Annotated in this window: 15 protein-coding genes and 3 tRNA genes; 11 read left to right on the top strand and 7 right to left on the bottom strand. The window is 74.4% G+C overall.

Annotation, left to right across the window (positions count from 1 at the left end):
* The first annotated feature begins 23 nt into the window (after positions 1–23).
* Positions 24–626: a hypothetical protein gene (locus ACZ597_RS23105; RefSeq protein ID WP_471333149.1), complete on the top strand. Its 603-nt coding sequence runs from the start codon at positions 24–26 to the stop codon at positions 624–626.
* Positions 623–1,279, top strand: a complete 657-nt coding sequence (locus ACZ597_RS23110) for a class F sortase (RefSeq protein ID WP_471333151.1) — start codon at positions 623–625, stop codon at positions 1,277–1,279. The genes ACZ597_RS23105 and ACZ597_RS23110 overlap by 4 nt, the downstream gene beginning before the upstream one ends.
* A 56-nt stretch (positions 1,280–1,335) precedes the next feature.
* Here ACZ597_RS23110 and ACZ597_RS23115 read toward each other — a convergent pair.
* A tRNA-Lys gene (locus tag ACZ597_RS23115) sits at positions 1,336–1,409 on the bottom strand.
* Positions 1,410–1,636: 227 nt separating this feature from the next.
* Here ACZ597_RS23115 and ACZ597_RS23120 point away from each other — a divergent pair.
* The 5 genes from ACZ597_RS23120 (at position 1,637) to ACZ597_RS23140 (ending at position 8,340) form a co-directional block, all read left to right on the top strand.
* On the top strand, positions 1,637–3,046 hold the full coding sequence (locus ACZ597_RS23120) for a peptidoglycan-binding protein (protein WP_471333426.1): 1,410 nt from the start codon (positions 1,637–1,639) through the stop codon (positions 3,044–3,046).
* A gap of 11 nt (positions 3,047–3,057) precedes the next feature.
* Complete coding sequence (locus ACZ597_RS23125; protein ID WP_471333154.1) at positions 3,058–5,580, top strand: SPFH domain-containing protein; 2,523 nt, start codon at positions 3,058–3,060, stop codon at positions 5,578–5,580.
* Positions 5,581–5,817: 237 nt separating this feature from the next.
* On the top strand, positions 5,818–6,459 hold the full coding sequence (locus tag ACZ597_RS23130) for a lytic polysaccharide monooxygenase auxiliary activity family 9 protein (protein WP_471333156.1): 642 nt from the start codon (positions 5,818–5,820) through the stop codon (positions 6,457–6,459).
* Positions 6,460–6,485: 26 nt separating this feature from the next.
* Positions 6,486–8,192 carry an AMP-binding protein gene (locus ACZ597_RS23135; RefSeq protein WP_471333159.1) on the top strand — a complete coding sequence of 569 codons (1,707 nt, stop codon included), beginning with the start codon at positions 6,486–6,488 and terminating at the stop codon, positions 8,190–8,192.
* Between the two features lie 74 nt (positions 8,193–8,266).
* Positions 8,267–8,340, top strand: a tRNA-Lys gene (locus tag ACZ597_RS23140).
* Between the two features lie 100 nt (positions 8,341–8,440).
* On the opposite strand, the gene ACZ597_RS23145 is transcribed toward ACZ597_RS23140, so the two are convergent.
* Entirely contained in the window at positions 8,441–9,199 is a 759-nt protein-coding gene (locus ACZ597_RS23145; RefSeq protein ID WP_007264223.1) for an IclR family transcriptional regulator, read from the bottom strand.
* Between the two features lie 263 nt (positions 9,200–9,462).
* On the opposite strand from ACZ597_RS23145, the gene ACZ597_RS23150 reads away from it, so the two are divergent.
* Both ACZ597_RS23150 and ACZ597_RS23155 read left to right on the top strand, forming a co-directional pair.
* Positions 9,463–10,614 carry an LLM class flavin-dependent oxidoreductase gene (locus tag ACZ597_RS23150; protein ID WP_471333162.1) on the top strand — a complete coding sequence of 384 codons (1,152 nt, stop codon included), beginning with the start codon at positions 9,463–9,465 and terminating at the stop codon, positions 10,612–10,614.
* Positions 10,615–10,880: 266 nt separating this feature from the next.
* A complete protein-coding gene (locus tag ACZ597_RS23155; RefSeq protein ID WP_471333165.1) occupies positions 10,881–12,590 on the top strand; it encodes a glycosyl hydrolase family 18 protein in 1,710 nt (569 codons plus the stop codon).
* 118 nt (positions 12,591–12,708) lie between these two features.
* On the opposite strand, the gene ACZ597_RS23160 is transcribed toward ACZ597_RS23155, so the two are convergent.
* Complete coding sequence (locus ACZ597_RS23160; RefSeq protein WP_471333168.1) at positions 12,709–14,541, bottom strand: putative bifunctional diguanylate cyclase/phosphodiesterase; 1,833 nt, start codon at positions 14,539–14,541, stop codon at positions 12,709–12,711.
* Positions 14,542–14,952: 411 nt separating this feature from the next.
* Between ACZ597_RS23160 and ACZ597_RS23165 the strand changes: the two genes are divergently transcribed.
* On the top strand, positions 14,953–16,149 hold the full coding sequence (locus ACZ597_RS23165) for a M6 family metalloprotease domain-containing protein (RefSeq protein WP_471333171.1): 1,197 nt from the start codon (positions 14,953–14,955) through the stop codon (positions 16,147–16,149).
* Between the two features lie 62 nt (positions 16,150–16,211).
* Here the strand turns inward: ACZ597_RS23165 and ACZ597_RS23170 are convergent.
* From ACZ597_RS23170 to ACZ597_RS23185, 4 genes are all read right to left on the bottom strand, one after another.
* Positions 16,212–16,285: transfer RNA gene (locus tag ACZ597_RS23170), tRNA-Lys, on the bottom strand.
* Positions 16,276–16,869 carry a bifunctional DNA primase/polymerase gene (locus ACZ597_RS23175; RefSeq protein WP_471333174.1) on the bottom strand — a complete coding sequence of 198 codons (594 nt, stop codon included), beginning with the start codon at positions 16,867–16,869 and terminating at the stop codon, positions 16,276–16,278. The genes ACZ597_RS23170 and ACZ597_RS23175 overlap by 10 nt, the downstream gene beginning before the upstream one ends.
* Before the next feature lie 168 nt (positions 16,870–17,037).
* The gene (locus tag ACZ597_RS23180; RefSeq protein WP_471333177.1) at positions 17,038–17,385 is read right to left on the bottom strand and encodes a hypothetical protein; all 348 of its coding nucleotides are present in this window, start codon (positions 17,383–17,385) and stop codon (positions 17,038–17,040) included.
* A gap of 71 nt (positions 17,386–17,456) precedes the next feature.
* Positions 17,457–17,606 (bottom strand): hypothetical protein, encoded by a 150-nt coding sequence (locus tag ACZ597_RS23185; RefSeq protein WP_471333180.1) that lies wholly within the window; start codon positions 17,604–17,606, stop codon positions 17,457–17,459.
* Positions 17,607–17,783: 177 nt separating this feature from the next.
* On the opposite strand from ACZ597_RS23185, the gene ACZ597_RS23190 reads away from it, so the two are divergent.
* The gene (locus ACZ597_RS23190) at positions 17,784–18,200 is read left to right on the top strand and encodes a GNAT family N-acetyltransferase (protein ID WP_471333183.1); all 417 of its coding nucleotides are present in this window, start codon (positions 17,784–17,786) and stop codon (positions 18,198–18,200) included.
* Positions 18,201–18,225 lie beyond the last annotated feature (25 nt).

An 18,225-nucleotide genomic window follows, 5' to 3' on the forward strand; every position in this document is an offset into this window, starting at 1 on the left:
TCTCCTTGTTGAGGAGGTTCACCATGCGCTGTTCTCTGATCGCTCTCCGTGTCGCAGGGGCCGCCGTCGCCCTGACGGCGTTCACCGCCGTGACCGCCCCCGCCGCCCTCGCGAACGAGTGGGACCGCGGCGGCGTCTCGGCGGAACCGAACCCGGCCGGACCGGGAGCGCACGTCAAGATCCGCGTCCGGGGCTGTGACGGCGACCGGGGGGTGGCCCGTTCCCCCGTCTTCGTGTCGGACGCCCGGCTCTCCTCGGGCCACGGCGACGGCCGGACCCTTCACGGCGAGGCCACCGTCCGCCCGCACGCCGACCCGGGCTGGCACGAGATCCGGATCAAGTGCGAGGGCGCCGACGGCCTGCGCGGCTCCATCGAGATCCGCCACCGCGACCACCACCGCCCCGACCCGCACCGCTCTCCGGTCTGGCCGGTCCACGCGGGCGGCGGCGCGATGTCCGCCGAGGTCGCCGAGACGACCCGGTTGGCGGCGGCCGCGAAGAAGAGCCACGGCGGCGACGGCCCCGGGCTGCCCCACACCGTGATCGGCGCCGTCCTCGCCGCCGCCGCCACCCTGGCGGTCGCGGGCCGGGCCATCACCCTGCGCCGCCGCCGCAACGGCGGATGAGCGAGCCCAGGGCCTCCGCCGGCGGCCGACTGCTGACCTTCGCCGCCTGGACGGTGCTGGTGACGGGCCTGTGGCTGTGGGGCAAGGAGATCACCGGGGTTCCGCCCGCTCCGCCCGCCGGGCAGGCCGGGCAGCTGGGGCCGGCCCTCCCGGCCGCGCGGGCCCCGCTGTCCGGGGCGATGCCCGCGCGGGTCGACGTACCGGCCCTGGGAGTCCGGGCGCCGGTGATCGCCCGCGGCCTGGACGCGCAGGGGGCGGTCGATCCGCCGCCGTACGAGCTGCCGGGCACGGTGGGCTGGTGGGGGGCGGGGCCCGCGCCCGGTGCCGCGGGGGCCGCGCTGATGGTGGGGCACGTGGACACGAAGTCCAAGCCGGCCGTGTTCTACGGCCTGAGCTCGCTCAAGCCGGGCCAGAAGATCCGCGTGGCGCGGGCGGACGCGACGGTCGCCGAGTTCACCGTGGAGGACGTACGCGTCTACGAGCGGGCGGGCTTCGACCCGCACGGGGCGTACGGGCCCCGGGTGGCGGGCCGGGCCGAACTCCGGCTCGTGACCTGCGGCGGGAACTACGACAAGGCGGCCGGGCAGTACTCGGCGAACGTGGTGGTCTCCGCCTATCTGACCGGCGCGGGGTCGGGCACGACGGCGGCCTAGGCCGGGAACGAAGAAGACCCCCGCAGCTTCCGCTGCGGGGGTCTTCTTCTCGTCTGTGCGCCGCCAGGGACTCGAACCCCGGACCCGCTGATTAAGAGTCAGCTGCTCTAACCAACTGAGCTAGCGGCGCTTGCTGACAGGGAAAACTCTACCCCACCTGCCCCGGTGCTCGTGACCAGCCGCGCCCGTGTTGTCCGATTAACCCATGTTTAGGGGGTTTATCGTGCACGATATGTCTGGTCGAGCCGAATCTGACGCCCCGACAGATGCGTGCCCGGCCGACCAGTGGACGAGCAGGGGAGTGGACGGAACCGCATGACGATGCAGCCTCCGGTGCATGTGCAGATGCCGACGCCGATGACGTTGCCGGTCTTCGAGGAGTACGAGCCCGCCGGCGACTGCGTGTGCCTCGGGTGCGCGCAGCGGCGCCGCACCCTCGCACGCGGGCGGGCCATAGCGCTGCGGGACGGCGGACACCCGGCCGCGCGCGGTGCCCGCCGGGCGCTGGTGCTGGCGACGGCGGCCGGTGTGGTGCTGGGCGGCGGCGGGTCGGCGGCGCTCGCCGCGGCCGGGCCGGTGCCGGGCCCGGGGCCGGTGGCGCTGGACGACCGGAACGGTTCGGACGGTCCGGGCAGCCCGCAGGGCGACCGGGCCCCGCTGCACGGACGCCCGGCCCCGGCCACGGGGCCGCGTCCGCCGTCCTCGGCGGCGGGCCGGCCGGGCGCGCCGCCCGCCGTGCGGGCCATCGACCGGGCCACGATCATCAACCGGGCGAAGATCTGGCTGGACGCCCAGGTCCCCTACAGCATGTCCGAGTACTGGTCGGACGGCTACCGGCAGGACTGCTCGGGGTACGTCTCCATGGTCTGGAACCTCGGGACGAACGAGTGGACCGGCAGCCTCGACACCTTCGCCACGAAGATCACGAAGGAGGAGCTGCTGCCGGGGGACATGCTGCTGTTCCACAACCCGGCGGACCCCAACAACGGTTCGCACGTCGTCATCTTCGGCGGCTGGGCCGACGAGACGCGCACGCACTACGTCGCGTACGAGCAGACCCGCCCGTACACGCGGAAGCTGGCCACGCCGTACGGGTACTGGAAGAACTCGGAGAAGTACGTCCCGTACCGGTACAACGGCGTGCCCACCGGGGTCCTCCCGGACGTGCCGGTGCCGGGCGCCCCGGCGGCGGGCACGGCCGTCTTCCCCGGCGCGGCGAAGTTCGGGCCGGGCGCGGACAACGAGCACGTCACCGAGCTGGCCAAGATGCTGATCGGGCGGGGCGCGCTGCGGTTCTACCCCAAGGGGCCGAGCTCGAAGTGGAGCGACGCCGACCGGCAGGCCACGCAGGCCTTCCAGCAGGCGCAGGGCTGGACGGGCGCCGACGCCGACGGCATCCCCGGCGAGCACACCTGGCGGCTGCTGGTCCAGCGCCAGGGCAAGGACATCCCGCCGACGGGGCGGACGGGGCCGGGCACGCCCAAGCCGCCGACGGCTCCGCCGGTGGCTCTGCCGGGTTCCGCCGGCGTGCCCGCCTACCCCGGGCTGCGGGTCTTCCGCCCGGGGCAGTCCCATCCGGCCGTACTCGCCCTCGGCCGCCGGCTGGCGCAGAAGGGCTTCGGCAAGTACTACACGTCCGGCCCGGGCCCCCGCTGGAGCGAGGCCGACCGCCGCAACGTCGAGGCCTTCCAGCGCGCCCAGGGCTGGCGCGGTGCCTCGGCCGACGGCTACCCGGGCCCGGAAACCTGGCGCCGGCTGTTCGCATGACGGAGGCAACGATGTACCCCACCCGCACCACCTTCACCACGGGCACCTTCCGGCTCCCCGCCTCCCCGCCTGCGGCGACGCTCCCGGACCCGGTCGCGGTACACCGCGGCACGTGGGCCCCGGCGGCCGCCGCCCCGGCCGGCCCGGCCGGCCCGGTTCCGGCTGCCGCTTCGGCCCCGGCCGGCCCGGTTCCGGCGGCTCCGGTATCGGCCCCGGCGGCCGCCGCTCCGGTCCCGGCGGCCCCGGCCCACCCGCCTGTCGCCGCTCCGGTCCCGGCGGCCCAGGTCCCGGCGGCACCGCCTGCCGCCGCTCCGGTCCCGGCCGTCCCGGTTGCCGCCGCCCAGCTCCCGGCGGCTCCAGGTCCTGCCGCCCAGGTTCCGGCCGGCCCCGTTCCGGCCCCGGCGGCCGCCGGGGGGCGGGCGCACGCGCGGGCCGATGCCCCCGGGCCGGCCGCAGTGCCCCCGCACGTCGCCCGCGTGGCGGTTCCGGAACCGGCCGCCCCGGCGTGGCCGGTCCCGCACCCGGCCGACTCCGGACCGCAGGCGCAGCCGGCCCCCACCGCCCGGGCGGCACACCCGGAACCGGTCGCGGCCCCCTGGGCGGCTGGGCACCCGGCCCCCGCACCGACCGGCCGGGCCGCATCCGCCACCCCGGTGGCCCCCGAGCCCGCCCGCGCGACCACCCCCTCCGGCCACCCCGCGCCGGACCCGCAGCTGCCGGCTGCGGTTCGGGAGGCGTCACCGGACGCCGGGTCCGGTCGGGCGTGGGCGCCGGAGTCGGCCCCCTCCGGCCACCCCGCGCCGGATCAGCGGGCTGCGGCCTGGGTGGCGGCCCCTGGACCCGCCCCGGCCCCGGCCCCGGCCCCGGCCCCGGAGTCCGCCCGCGCGACCGTCCCCGCCGGGCACCCGGCGCAGGACCCGCAGCCGCCGGCCCGGGCGGTGGCCCCCGTACCGGACGCTGTCCCCGCCGGGCACCCTGCCGACGCCGTGCGGGCGGGGCGCTCCGGCGAGGCGGCGGCCCAGCCGTTCGGAGCCACCCGGTTCGGGGCGGGGGTCGCCGCCGCCCTCCCGGCCCGGCCGGAGCCGGCGGCCGCCGCCGTCTGCGCCCCCGCCCCCCGCGCCGCCGAGCGGACCGACGCGACCTCGGCCCCCGTGGGCGCCCCGGCGCACCCCGCCGCCCCCGCAGCGGCCCCGGCGGCCCCGGCGGCCCCGGCGGCGGAGCCGGCGCCGCCCGGGGGGTCGGCGTACCCGGCCGACGCCCCGGACCCGGCCGTGCCCGTACCGGCCCCCGCCCGGGTGCCGGAGCCGGAGGCCGCCGCTTCCGAACCGGAACCCGCCCGGGGTGACGTGCCCGCCGCGCGGAGCCAGGGGATCCCGCACCCCACCCCCGAGCCCCCGGCCGGCGTGCCCGGCCCCGGGCCCGCCGAGATCGCCGCCCGGGCCGTCGCGCGCGGGATGCGCACCGAGGACCCCGGCCCGCGCGGCAGCGGCGGCGGCACCGGCACCGCCGTCACGGAGGTCCCGCTCCACATCCCGTTCCGCCCCCGGCCGCAGGCCCCCGCCGCCCCCGCCCCGGCCGCCGCCCCCACTGCCGCCCGCACCCCGAAGAAGCCGCCCGCCGGCCGCCGCGTCCCCCGGGGCGACGACCGGCTCCGGGAGCACCGCGGGCCCGTGCTGCCCGGCTGGATCGCGGTGGCCGTCGGCTGCCTCGCCGTCCTCGGCTGCGTGGCCGTGCTGTGGCGGGCCGGGGTGGTCCCCGCCACCGTGCTCGCCGCCTTCGGGGCCTCGCCCCGCGCCTACCAGGGGCTGCGCGCCGCGCACTGGCCCCCGCTGGCCTTCCTCGGCATCGTCACCCTCCTCGCGCTCGGCGGCCTCGGCCGGGCCAAGGCGGGCCACGCCTGGGTGCTCACCCTGTTCGGCCGCTACCGCGGCACGGTCCGGCGTACCGGCCTGACCTGGATCAGCCCACTCCTGCTGCGCCAGCGGGTCGACGTACGGCTGCGGCACTGGCGCAGCGAGCCGATGGCCGCCGTCGACTCCGGGGGCCTGGCCCTCCAGGTGGTCGTGCAGGTCGTCTGGCAGGTCAAGGACACGGCCAGGGCCACCCTCGCCGTCGACGACCACATCGACTACCTGGCCGAGCAGGTCGAGTCGGCCATGGCCCGGGTGCTGTCCCAGCTGCCCGCCGACGCCTTCCACGAGGACGCCCCGACCCTGCGCGACGCCGAGGCGGTCGGCGACGCGCTGACCCGGATGGTGGCGGCCGAAACCGAGGCGGTGGGGATCGAGGTGTTCTCCGCCCAGCCGACCCGGATCGAGTACGCCCCGGAGGTCGCGGAGGCCATGCGCCGCCGCCGGGTCGCCGCGATCGACGCCAAGCACCGGGACACGGTCCTGACCTCGGTGGTCGACGCCGTGGACGACACGGTCCACCGGCTGACCTCGCGCGGGATCGTGGAGCTGGACGACTACGAGCGCAAGGCCCTGGTGAAGGACCTCACCGTCGCCTTCTACACCGGGCGGTCCGACCAGTAGCAGCGGTCACGGGAGTTCCACGCGCCGACGGGTGGCCGGTAATGACCGGACCACCCGTTGGCGCATTGGTATAGACATGGCCAACTCCCGTCAATACTGTGGGACTTGGTCTAGACCTAGTACCGGCCGTCCGGAGCCGCAACCCCACCGATCCGCCAGGGTCGATCCCCACGCGCGCGCACGCCCCGCCAGAGTCCCCTCCCCCCACGCCCAAGGAGCACCATGCGTCCCTTCCGCATGCCCTCATGGCCCTCGCGCCCCTTCCGCGACTCCCGCGCCTCCCGCCCCGCGCGCGTCGGCGCGGCCGCGACGATCGGTCTCGGCCTCCTCGCCGGCGCCACCCTGCTCGGCGCCCCCAGTGCCAGCGGTCACGGCTACACCGACACCCCGATCAGCCGGCAGAAGCTCTGCGCCAACAGGACGGTCTCCGACTGCGGACCCATCCAGTGGGAGCCGCAGAGTGTCGAGGGCTACAAGGGCTTCCCCGCGGCCGGTCCCGCCGACGGGCGGATATGCGCCGGCGGGCACTCCGAGTTCGCCCAGCTCGACGACCCGCGCGGCGGCAACTGGCCCGCGACCAGGGTGAACTCCGGCCAGCCCTTCGACTTCCGCTGGCAGTTCACCGCCAACCACTCCACCACCGACTTCAAGTACTACGTCACCAAGAACGGCTGGGACCCGGCCAAGCCCCTCACCCGCGCCTCCCTCGACCCCCAGCCCTTCCTCGTCGTCCCCTACAACGGCGGCCGCCCGGACATGACCACCATCCACCGCGGCTCCATGCCGGCCGGCAAGACGGGGCGGCACATGATCCTGGCCGTCTGGACCGTCAACGACACCCCGATGGCCTTCTACGCCTGCTCCGACGTTCAATTCTGACGGAACGTCAGCTAATCTCCGGCGGCATGCGGACCACGACAGCACCCGATGCCGCCGAGACCGTCGCGGAACTCGTCTCGCGCCAGTGGGGCGACCACCGGCCCGGGCTGATGTACGGGGCCGGCGCGGCCGACAGCGCCGGGCCCACCGTCCTCAGCCGCCACCGGACCGCCCAGGAGGCCGCCGCCCGCGCCGCGCTCCTCGCCGACCTGCTGCCGCCGGGCGCCGAGCCGCACGTGGCGGTGCTGCTCGACAACACCCCCGAGTTCCCCTTCTGGCTCGGCGCGGCGGCTCTCGCGGGGGCCGCCGTCGCCGGGATCAACCCCACCCGGCGCGGCCCCGAGCTGGCCCGCGACATCCTGCACACCGACTGCCGGATCCTGGTCACCGAGCCCGCCCGCCTCCCGCTGCTGCGCGGCCTCGACCTGCCCGGCGTACGCCTCCTGGTGACCGGCACCGAGGAGTACGCGGCCCTGCTCGCCCCGTACGCCGCCGCGAAGCCCGGCGAGGCCCGCGTCCGCCCCGGCGGGCCCCGGCCTGACACCCGGCTGCTGCTCTACTTCACCTCCGGCTCCACCGGCGCCCCCAAGGCCGCCGTCTGCAGTCAGGGTCGCCTCGCCGCCGCCGGGGGATCGCTCGCCCGCCACTTCTCGGTCACCCCGGACGACGTGCACTACATCTGCATGCCGCTCTTCCACGGCAACGCCGTCATCGCGGACTGGCTGCCCGCGCTCGCCGCGGGCGCCCCGGTCGCGCTGCGCCGCCGCTTCTCGGCCTCCGCGTTCCTGGACGACGTCCGGGCCTACGGGGCGACGTACTTCACCTACGTCGGCCGGGCCGTCCAGTACCTGCTGGCCACCGAGCCCCGCCCCGACGACCGCGAGCACCGGCTGCGCCTCGGCTTCGGCACCGAGGCGGGGGCGGTGGACGCGGCCCGCTTCGCCGACCGGTTCGGGGTCCGGCTGGTCGAGGGGTACGGGGCCACCGAGGGCGGCGCCTCCGTCCAGCGCGGCCCCGGCACCCCGGCGGGGGCTCTGGGCCGGGCGGCGCCGGGGGAGGACCTGGCCGTGGTCGACCCGGAGACGGGCCGCGAGTGCCCGCCCGCGGTCCTGGACGCGCGGGGCAGGCTCCTCAACGGGGACGAGGCCATCGGCGAGCTCGTCAACCGGGGCCGCAGCCTCTTCGAGGGCTACTGGCGCAACCCCGACGCCGAGGCGGCCCGCACCCGGAACGGCTGGTACTGGACCGGCGACCTCTTCTTCCGGGACCCCGGGGGCTTCCTCTACTTCGCCGGCCGCACCGACGACCGGCTGCGGGTCGACAGCGAGAACCTGGCCGCCGCGGTGATCGAGAACATCCTGGCCCGCTGGGAGGCGGCGGCCGCCGTCGCCGTGTACGCGGTCCCGGACGAGGTCTCGGGGGACCAGGTGATGGCCGCGGTGGCCCTGCGCGGGGACACCGCCTTCGACCCGGATGCCTTCGCCGCCTTCCTGGCGGCGCAGCCGGACCTCGGGACGAAGACGGCCCCGCGCTACGTACGGATCCTCGACGCGCTGCCCGTCACGGCCACGAACAAGATCCACCGGGTCGCCCTGCGCCGGGCCGGCTTCCTCGGCCCCGGCGCCGTCTGGCACCGGACCGGGGGCGCGTACCGCCCGCTCGACGCGGAGGGGCTGGCCGCGCTGCTGTCGGCGTACGAGGCCCAGGGCCGCAGGGAGCTGCTGGACCGCTGAGGGGCCGCGGGCGGCGCCCGGGGTATGGGTTTGGAGCACCCTGGGGGACCAGGTAGTATTTTCTCTGTCAGCAGGCGCCGCTAGCTCAGTTGGTTAGAGCAGCTGACTCTTAATCAGCGGGTCCGGGGTTCGAGTCCCTGGCGGCGCACCTGTCCTTCGGGCGGTTTCCGGTTCACCGGGAACCGCCCGAAGTGTTTTCGGGGACGGATCCGTCCCCAGAGCCTCTCGGAGCGCGCGGCCCCCGGCCCTCAGAGCGTGAGCGACAGCAGCAGCGGTGCGGCCTTGCGGTTCAGGGTGTCGGCCGCGGCGCGCAGCCGGTGGGCGTGCTCGACGGGCATGGACAGGGCCAGGCAGCCCACGGCGGCGCCGGCGGTGATCGGGACGGCCGCGCAGACGGTGCCGACCGCGTACTCCTGGAGGTCCAGGACGGGGACGGTGGCCGGCTGGGCGTCCAGCTTGGAGAACAGGATCCGCTCGTTCACGATCGTCTTGGAGGTGAGCCGGGCGATCTTGTGCCGGGACAGGTGGTCGCGCCGCCCGTTCAGGTCGAGCTGGGTCAGCAGGCACTTGCCGACCGCGCTGGCGTGGGCCGCGGAGCGGAAGTCGACCCACTCGTGCACCTTGGGCGTGCGCGGGCTGTCCGCGAACTGGGTGATGCGCACCTCGCCGTCCACGTAGCGGCTGATGTAGACGGCCGCGCCGACCGAGTCCCGCAGCTTGTCGAGGGTGTCCTGGAGCTTCTCCTGGAGGGCCTGCTGCCGGTCCATGCCGGAGCCGAGCAGGACGAGGGAGTCCCCTATGGCGTAGGCGCCGTCGGAGACCTGGAGGACGTACCCTTCGCGCCGCAGCATGAGGAGCATCGGGGCGAGATGGACCGCGGGCAGGCCGGTCTCGCGCGCGATCTGCACGTCGGTCACACCGCCGGTGTGCCGCGAGATCGTTTCGAGTACGCGCAGGGCGTACTGCACCGAGTGGAACGGCGCGGTCGGCTCGGGCTTCAGCGCCACGGTTTCCCCCTACCAGGTTGTTACCGCTTGCTCTACCACGATAGCCATCAAGAGGCCCACGTGGAGCGTCTGTTGATGAGATTGATGGCTTAATCAAGCCCCCCTGCCTGGGCCTACTCGAATGGCATATGCCACAGGCACGTGCATGCCCCGGTCTGCCGGGAATGCCCGGCGAGCACTTCCCGTTCGACTTCTTCGTACGAACGCCGTACGAGGCGTACGGGGCGCCTCGGGCGCACGAGCGGGACGGGACGGGAGCGACGATGAGCGACACCGGGGACGCGGGCCGACACACGGATGCGCAGCCGGAAGGTGCCCCTCCGCAAGGGGGTCCGGCCCGGGACCCGATCCGCGGGACCGCCCGCGGCGAGGCGCCCGTGCCGCTGTCGGTGCTCGACCTGGTCACCGTCGGCAGCGGCTCCACCGCCCACGAGTCCCTGCGCACCAGCGTGAAGATCGCCCGGCAGGCCGAGTCCCGCGGCTACCACCGCCACTGGGTCGCCGAGCACCACTCCATGCCCGGGGTCGCCAGCTCCTCCCCGGCCGTGATCCTGGCCCACCTCGCCGCCCACACCTCCGGCATCCGCCTCGGGTCGGGCGGGGTCATGCTGCCCAACCACGCCCCGCTGGCCGTGGCCGAGCAGTTCGGCACCCTGGAGGCGCTGGCCCCGGGCCGGATCGACCTCGGGCTCGGCCGGGCGCCGGGCACCGACCCCCGTACGGCGGCCGCGCTGCGCGGGCCCGGGCGGCTGGACGAGGCGGCGGACGAGTTCCCCCGGCGGCTCGCGGAGCTGACCCGGTTCCTCGACGACGACTTCCCCGACGGGCACCCGTACGCCCGGGTGCACGCCGTGCCCGGGCCGGTGCAGGGGCCCGCCGGGCGCCCGCCGCTCTGGCTGCTGGGTTCCTCCGGCTTCAGCGCCCGGCTCGCGGGGGAGCTGGGCCTGCCCTTCGCGTACGCCCACCACTTCTCCGCCGCCGGCACCCTGCCCGCGCTGGAGCTGTACCGCGAGAGCTTCCGCCCCTCGGCGGTGCTGGACGCCCCGTACGCCCTCATCGGGGTCTCGGCGCTGGCCGCCGACACCGCCGCGGAGGCCCGCGCGCAGGTGCTCACCGGCGCGCTGTCGATGCTCCGGCTGCGCAGCGGGCGGCCCGGGCTGGTGCCGACGCCCGAGGAGGCGGCGGCGTACGGCTTCTCGCCGCTGGAGCGGGAGTTCGTGGACGGCTGGCTCTCCAACGTCGTCCACGGCACCGCCGACGAGGTCCGCGCCGGGCTCGACGCCCTGGTCGCGCGGACGGGCGCGGACGAGCTGATGCTGACCGCCAACGCCCACGGCGGAGCCGCCCGGATCCGCTCGTACGGGCTCGTTGCCAATGCGTACGGGATGCCCGTGGAGCCCTTGACGGTGAACTGACCGGGGCCGGGGCGGGGAAGAACGGCATTTGGCTGGTTTGTTGCCGAAAGCTTGCCGGAGCATGGCCTAAGGGAGCCTTAAACCGCTCGTCACCCGGGGTGGCGGGCGGTTTTTGATGTGCGCTCAGGTCTCTGACGAGGGCGTTTGGGTGTTCAGTGGTCTAGTCCTTCTTTGGTCCAAACCATTGACTGGGGCGGCGGGTGATCGCTATCACTTCTCTCACCTACAGCTGATGCCCTCCCCTCCCACCCCCACGGAGGCAGTTCATGCACATCCGTAAACCCCTCATCGCGGCCGCCGCCACGGCCGCGCTTGCAGCCGGAGCGCTGGCCACCTTCGCGGGACTCGGCACCGCACAGGCCGCGGACGCCTCCGGCACCGCCGCGGCCGGCGGCGTGCGGATCGCCTATTACGACCAGTGGAGCGTCTACGGCAACGCGTTCTACCCCAAGCACCTCGACACCCGGGGCATAGCGGGGAAGCTGGACGTCATCAACTACTCGTTCGGCAACATCCACCCCACCGACCTCACCTGTTTCGAGGCGAACAAGGCGGCGGGCGACGACAACAACCCCAACGCCGGTGACGGCGCGGGCGACTCGTACGCCGACTACCAGAAGTCCTTCAGCGCGGCCGACAGCGTCAGCGGCGTCGCGGACAAGTGGGACCAGCCGATCGTGGGCGTCTTCAACCAGTTCAAGCAGCTGAAGGCCAAGTACCCCCACCTGAAGATCAACATTTCGCTGGGCGGCTGGACGTACTCGAAGTACTTCAGCGACGCGGCCAAGACCGACGCCTCCCGCAAGAAGCTCGTCTCCTCCTGCATCGACCAGTACATCAAGGGCAACCTGCCCAAGGCCGACGGCTACGGCGGCCCCGGCACGGCGGCCGGGATCTTCGACGGCATCGACATCGACTGGGAGTACCCGGGCTCGTCCGGCGGCCACCTCGGCAACCACTACGCCCCCGAGGACAAGCAGAACTTCACCCTCCTGCTCAAGGAGTTCCGCGAGCAGCTCGACGCCTACGGCCAGGCCAACGGCGGCAAGAAGTACCTGCTGACCTCGGCCCTCCCGGCCGGCCAGGACAAGATCAAGTACATCGAGACGGACAAGATCGGCGCGTACCTCGACTACGCGAACATCATGACGTACGACATGCACGGCGCCTGGGACGGCGACGGGCCGACGTACCACCAGTCCCCGCTGTACTCCGGCACCAACGACCCGACCGACCCGATCGCCCCGGGCGCCCAGAAGTACAGCATCGACAACGCCATCGACTCCTGGATCGACGGCAACCCGGCCTACGGCATCACCGGCGGCTTCCCCGCCAGCAAGCTGACCCTGGGCTACGAGTTCTACTACCGCGGCTGGAAGGGCGTCCCGGCCGGCGCGGCCGGCGGCCTCGCCCAGCCCGCCACCGGCGCCTCCGGCGCCCGGCCCACCAGCCAGCAGGCCGGCATCGCCAACTACAAGGAGCTCGGCGGGATCGTCGACAACCCGGCGACGACCTACTGGGACGACCAGGCCAAGGCCTCCTACTTCTACAAGGACGGCGAGTTCTTCACCGGCCTGAACCAGAAGTCGATCCAGGCCCGGGTCGACTACGGCAAGCAGCGCGGCCTGGCCGGCGCGATGATGTACTCCCTGCTCGGCCTGGACAACAACACCACGCTGCTGAACCAGATCTCGGACGCCCTCGGCGGGACCACGGTGCCGCCGACCACCCCGCCGACCACCCCGCCGACCACCCCGCCGACCACGCCGCCGACCACGCCGCCGACGACCCCGCCGACGACGCCCCCGACCACCGGCTGCGGCAACGTCCCGGCCTACGTCCAGGGCACGGTCTACACCGCCGGCAACGAGGTGTCGCACAACGGCCGCAAGTACAAGGCCCAGTGGTGGACGCAGAACGAGGTGCCCGGCACCACCGGTGAATGGGGTGTCTGGAAGGACCTCGGCGCCTGCTGATCTCCCCCCACCCCGCGCCGAGCGCCGGACCGCCCCGCCCCTCCTCCCGAGGGGCGGGGCGGTCCCGGTTCCCGCGCCGCGCTCAGGACCTGTCCGGCGGATCAGGGCCGGACAGGCCTCAGGCCTCCGGAGTCCCCGTGGCGAACCGGGCCCCCGGCGGCGGGGCGATCATCTCCGCGATCAGCTCCGGGGCCACCGCACGGGAGTACAGCCAGCCCTGCCCGGTGTCGCAACCGACCCGCCGCAGCCGGGCCGCCTGCCCCGCCGTCTCCACGCACTCGGCGGTGACGGTCAGGCCGAGCCGGTGCGCGAGCTGCACCAAGGCCTCCACGATGGTCTCGTCGGCCGGGTTCGGGTGGGTGCCCTCCTCGTAGCGGAAGCCGCGCACGAAGGAGCCGTCCAGCTTCAGCACCGACACGGGCAGCCGGCTCAGGTAGGCCAGGTTCGAGTAGCCGGTCCCGAAGTCGTCGATGGCGATCCGCACGCCCATGTCGCTGAGCGCCTGGAGGGCCTGCAGCGGCCGGCCCGCCGACCCCATCACCGCGGACTCCGTCAGCTCCAGCTGGAGCAGCTGCGGGGCGAGACCGGTCTCGGCGAGGATCTCCGCGACGTCCCCCACCAGGTCCGAGTCCCACACCTGGCGCACCGCCACGTTCACCGAGACGAACACCGGCGAGTCGCTGGGCTGTTCGATCTGCCAGCGCCGCGCCTGCCGGCACGCCGTGCGCAGCACCCACTGCCCCAGCTGCACGATCGAGCCGTCCTCCTCGGCGATGCCGATGAACCGATTCGGCGTCAGCATCCCGAACTGGGGGTGGTTCCAGCGGACCAGGGCCTCCACCCCGCGCACCACCCCGCTCTCCAGATCCACCAGCGGCTGGTACTCCAGCTCGAACTCCCCGCGCTCCACGGCCGGGCGCAGGCTGGACGAGAGCGACTGCCGGGTCATCCGGTGCGCGTTGCGCTCGGGGTCGAAGAGGGTCCAGCGCGCCTTGCCGTCCGCCTTCGCCCAGTACAGCGTGGTGTCCGCGGCCTGCATCAGCCCCGTCGCCGAAGTGCCGGCCGCGTCCCGCTCGACCACGCCGATCGACGCGGACACCGACAGCCGCTGCCCGGCCAGGTCGAAGGGCTCCTGTACGGCGGCCAGTACGCTGCGCGCCAGGTCCGCGAGCTGCTCGGTGCCGGTGGAGTCCTCGACCAGCAGCGCGAACTCGTCGCCGCCGAGCCGGGCGACGAGGTGCCCGCCCGAGCGGCCGTAGCCGGACTGGTCGGCGCACTGGGTGAGCCGGGCCGCCACGGCGGTCAGCAGCCGGTCGCCGACCCGGTGGCCCAGGGTGTCGTTGACCGCCTTGAAGCCGTCGAGGTCCAGGTAGCACAGGCCGATCCGGCCGGTGCCGCCCGTGCCGTAGGCGGAGGCCTCCAGGGCGGCCGAGAGCCGCTCGAAGAACAGCGCCCGGTTGGGCAGCCGGGTGACCGGGTCGTGCATCTGGAGGTGCCGCAGCCGGGCCTGGAGGTCGCGCCGGTCGCTGATGTCGGCGACGGACAGCAGGACGTCCTGGGTGCCGGCCACCGGGCCCAGGGTGACCTCGGTCCACAGCGAGTGCCCGTCGGGGTGCTTGAGGCGGCGGGTGCACCGCAGCCGGGCCTGCCGGCCGCGCAGCACCTCCTGGTAGGCCTGCCAGGTACGGGCCTCCGCCGCCAGGTCCACCAGGTCGGCGGCGCACTGCCCGGCGAGGGCGTGCGGCTCCGCGCCCAGGAGGGCGGCCAGGGCCCGGTTGGCGGCGACCACCTCGCCGCTCCGGCCGACGACGGCCATGGCGAGGTGCGCCGCGTCGAAGGCGGCGCGGTAGTCGCGGGGTTCGGGCACGGCAGGCACTGCCGGGTGACGCTCCGTAAGGGTCGGTCGGATGCTCTCGGCCGCCGAACCGGTCTCCTCTGAGGTTCCGCTCACCGTTCGCTCCCGCTGTGTTCGTGAGTGTCCGCGCAGGAAAGTGTGCCGATCATAGAGGCTGCCGGGAGGCCCTATCCAGCGGCGTCGCCGTGCGGGGCCCGGTCCGTCGCCATGCTGACGCTTCCGGGGGGAGGTGCTGACGGGGTGTCGGGCAGCGGTCGGGCGACCGTTTGCGCACACCTGTGAACGCCTGGTGACGGTGACTGTCCTCACGTGATCGATCGTGACGTTCCGTAGCGTCGGGCGTGAACCCCGGGGGTCACCGGCTTGCCGTATCGCTCACTCATGTGGGGCACCGGAACAGGACATTAGTCAGACAATCGCCTCAAGGTGGATGGGACGGGACGAATCCACCACCGGGAGGTCGACGTGCGGCGAGAGCAGACACCCGGGGGAGTGGACCGCTCCCGCATGCGCAGTACGGCCGCCGCCCTCACCTCGATGACGGCGCTCGCCGCCATGTCGCTCGTCGCGGGGCCGGCGGTGGCCGACACCGCCACCGCGGGACCCTGTGCGCTGACGCGGACGGCCGCCCACCACTCCCTCGGGGTGGACACCTGGAACGGCGCCTACCCCAAGCCCGAGCGCAGCCTCCACGCCGTCATGGTCTTCCTCTCCTTCCCCGGCCACCGCGCTGCCGTGACGCCCCGGGAGCTGACGGCCGACTACTTCCCGGCGACCAGCGACTTCTTCGAGCGGGCCTCCTACGGGCGGTTCCGGCTGGTCCCGCACCCGCAGGAGCGGTGGATCCGGATGCCCCGCCCGGCGACGGCGTACGGGATACAGCGCGACTGGGCCCCCGAGGACCGCGCGGCCTACCTGCGGGACGCGGTCGCGGCCGCCGATCCGCTGGTGGACTTCAGCGCGTACGACGTCGTGTACTTCGTCGCCGACCCGGGTGCCCCCGGCGTGGACTCCGACGCCACCAAGGTCGTCAACTTCGACCGCCCGATCGTGGCGGACGGCGCCGAGCTGCGGCGGATCGTGACCGTCTTCGAGCAGCACCCGCCCGACCGCAACGTGCTGGCGCACGAGACCGGGCACGTCTTCGACCTGCCCGACCTCTACCACCGCCCGACGGACGGCAAGGGCGACTGGGACACCTACGTCGGCGACTGGGACGTCATGGGCAGCCAGTTCGGGATGTCCCCGGACCTGTTCGCCTGGCACAAGTGGAAGCTGGGCTGGCTGGACCCCGCCCAGGTGGACTGCGTACGGTCCGGCACCTCGCTGCACACCCTTCAGCCGCTGTCGCAGGCCCCGCCGCCGGGCGGCACCGGCGGCACCCGGCTCGCGGTGATCCGTACGGGCCCCGGCAGCGCCGTCGCGGTCGAGGCGCGCGGCTCCGCCGGGAATGACGGGGACACCTGCACGGAAGGGGTCCTGGTCTACCGGGTCCGCAACGAGGCGGCCTCGGGCGGCGGGCCGATCGAGGTGCTCGACGGCCACCCCCGCACGGAGGCCTGCTGGGACCGCTCCGTGTACCCGCCGCTGGCGGACGCGCCGCTGGAGGTCGGGGAGACCTTCACGGTGCCGGGGGAGCGGATCACGATCGAGGTGGCGGACCGCACCCAGTCGGGCGCCTACACGGTGAAGATCACGACCTGAGGGGCGGTTTCCGGACACGAAGAAGGCCCCCGCTCCGAAGAGCGGGGGCCTTCTCCCGTCTGTGCGCCGCCAGGGACTCGAACCCCGGACCCGCTGATTAAGAGTCAGCTGCTCTAACCAACTGAGCTAGCGGCGCCTGCTGACGTCGTAGACATTAGCAGGCGTTTCGGCCGAACCAAAAATCGATACCGGGCCGCGGGCGGCGTTCAGGAACGCCCAGAGCAGGGAGTCCGGCCCCGGGAGCCAGGGCAGCCGGGTGTCCGGGGCCACCAGCCACCGAGACGGGCCCGGGACGGCGGCCAGCGGCGGCACCGTGACGGCGTCCCCGTGTCCGTGGCACAGCGGGGCCGGGGCGGCCGGGCCCCACTCCTCCCACGCGAGCAGTGCCGGGAGCCGCTGGGCGGTGCCGGGCGCGGCGAAGAGCAGCATCCGGCCGCGGTGGACGGCGGCCGGCCCCGAGCCGGGCCCCCGCTCCCAGAGCAGGTCGAGCATTCGGCGGCCCAGCACGAGCGGAACGTTGACGACGTCGAACGCGGTCCCGCAGGGCAGCGCGGCGGGCGAGGCGGGCCGCGCCTCCCAGGCGGCGAGGGCCTCGTGCGGGTGTGCCGAAGCGGAGGCCAGCCATGCGGCGCCCTGCGGGGTGACCTGGGTCGCGGGCGCGATGCGTGCGTCGGGGCCGTCGAGGGCGGGGCAGCCGGCGGCCGTCGTCGGGGTCGTCATATGCCAGGTGTACCCGGCGTAGCGCAGCGGTTCCGCGGAGTTACCGAAAACCGGGACAGGGCGGGCGGTCCTGGGGTATGTTGCGCCGCGCATATGCCACCGCGCCGCACCGTGCCCCGCCGGCTCCCCGAGGCCGCTCCACCCCGTCCCGTCCCGGCTTCCGGGCGGCTAGACCGTGTCGGGGGTGGCGCCGCGCTGGAGGTCCTCACCGAACTCGATCATCTTGCGGGCGTAGTCCTCGGTCCACTCCGCGATCGCCGCGATGGCCTCCGGCGGGAGCCGGTCGAAGCGCCGGGGGTCCGCCAGCTGGGCCGCCGCCAGGGCCTGGAACTCCACCGCCCGGTCCTGCGCGGCCCGGAACGCCAGCGTCAGCTCGGTGGCCCGGGCCAGCAGCTCCCGCGGGTCCTCGATCGACTCCAGGTCGAAGAAGTGCTCCGGGTCCGTGGCGGCCTCCGAGGGCTCGAAGAGCAGCGGCGCCGGCCGCTGCCTCCGCTCGGTCCGCTCGGGCTCTGCCATGCGTGTCCTCCTGCTGCGCTCCGGATCCTGGGCCACCCTCCATTGTCCAGCGTCGCGCAAGGGTGCGGGCCTCAGGCCGCCGCGGGCACTCTCACCAGCGCCGCGACCCCGTCCAGTACGCCCGCGAGTTCGCCGGCCGGTCCCTCGGGCGCCTCGAAGCCCTCGACCCCGAGCAGCCCGTTGATGCCGGGGACGGCCACCGAACGCTCGGCGGGGAGCATGCCGAGCCATCGACGTCCTCACCCCGCAGCAGCCGCACGCCCTCGCCGACGCGGGCGAAACCCTCCGCCGCCACTTCGGCATCGCCCGCAAGGACCACACCCCCTAGGAGGCGCCCGCTCGCTGCCCGGCCGGCATATCCGCTGGCCCAGCCGCGGCGGACGCTGTTGGATGGCGCGATGGACGGCTACGAGATCTCCACCGACCCCGACCGGCTCGACGACGAGCGGGTCCACCGCTGGCTGTCCCAGGACGCCTACTGGGCCCTCGGCCGCAGCCGCGAGAGCCACGACCGGGCCGTCGGGTCCTCCCTGAACTTCGGCGCGTACGACAGCGTTTCGGGCACCCAGGTCGGCTACGCGCGGATCGTCACCGACCTGGCGACCTTCGCCTGGCTCTGCGACGTGTACGTGGACCCCGGCGCGCGCGGCAAGGGCCTCGGCGGCGCCCTCGTCGAGGCGGTGAAGACCCACCTGGCCCCGTACGGCCTGCGCCGCATCATGCTGGCCACCGCCGACGCGCACGGCGTGTACGCCCGCGCCGGCTTCGCCCCGCTCGCGACGCCGGACAAGTGGATGGCGTTCGGGGAGCAGTAGCCACCCCGAGCGGCCGGCCGGCAGC

This window comes from Streptomyces sp. NPDC040718, assembly GCF_055593565.1.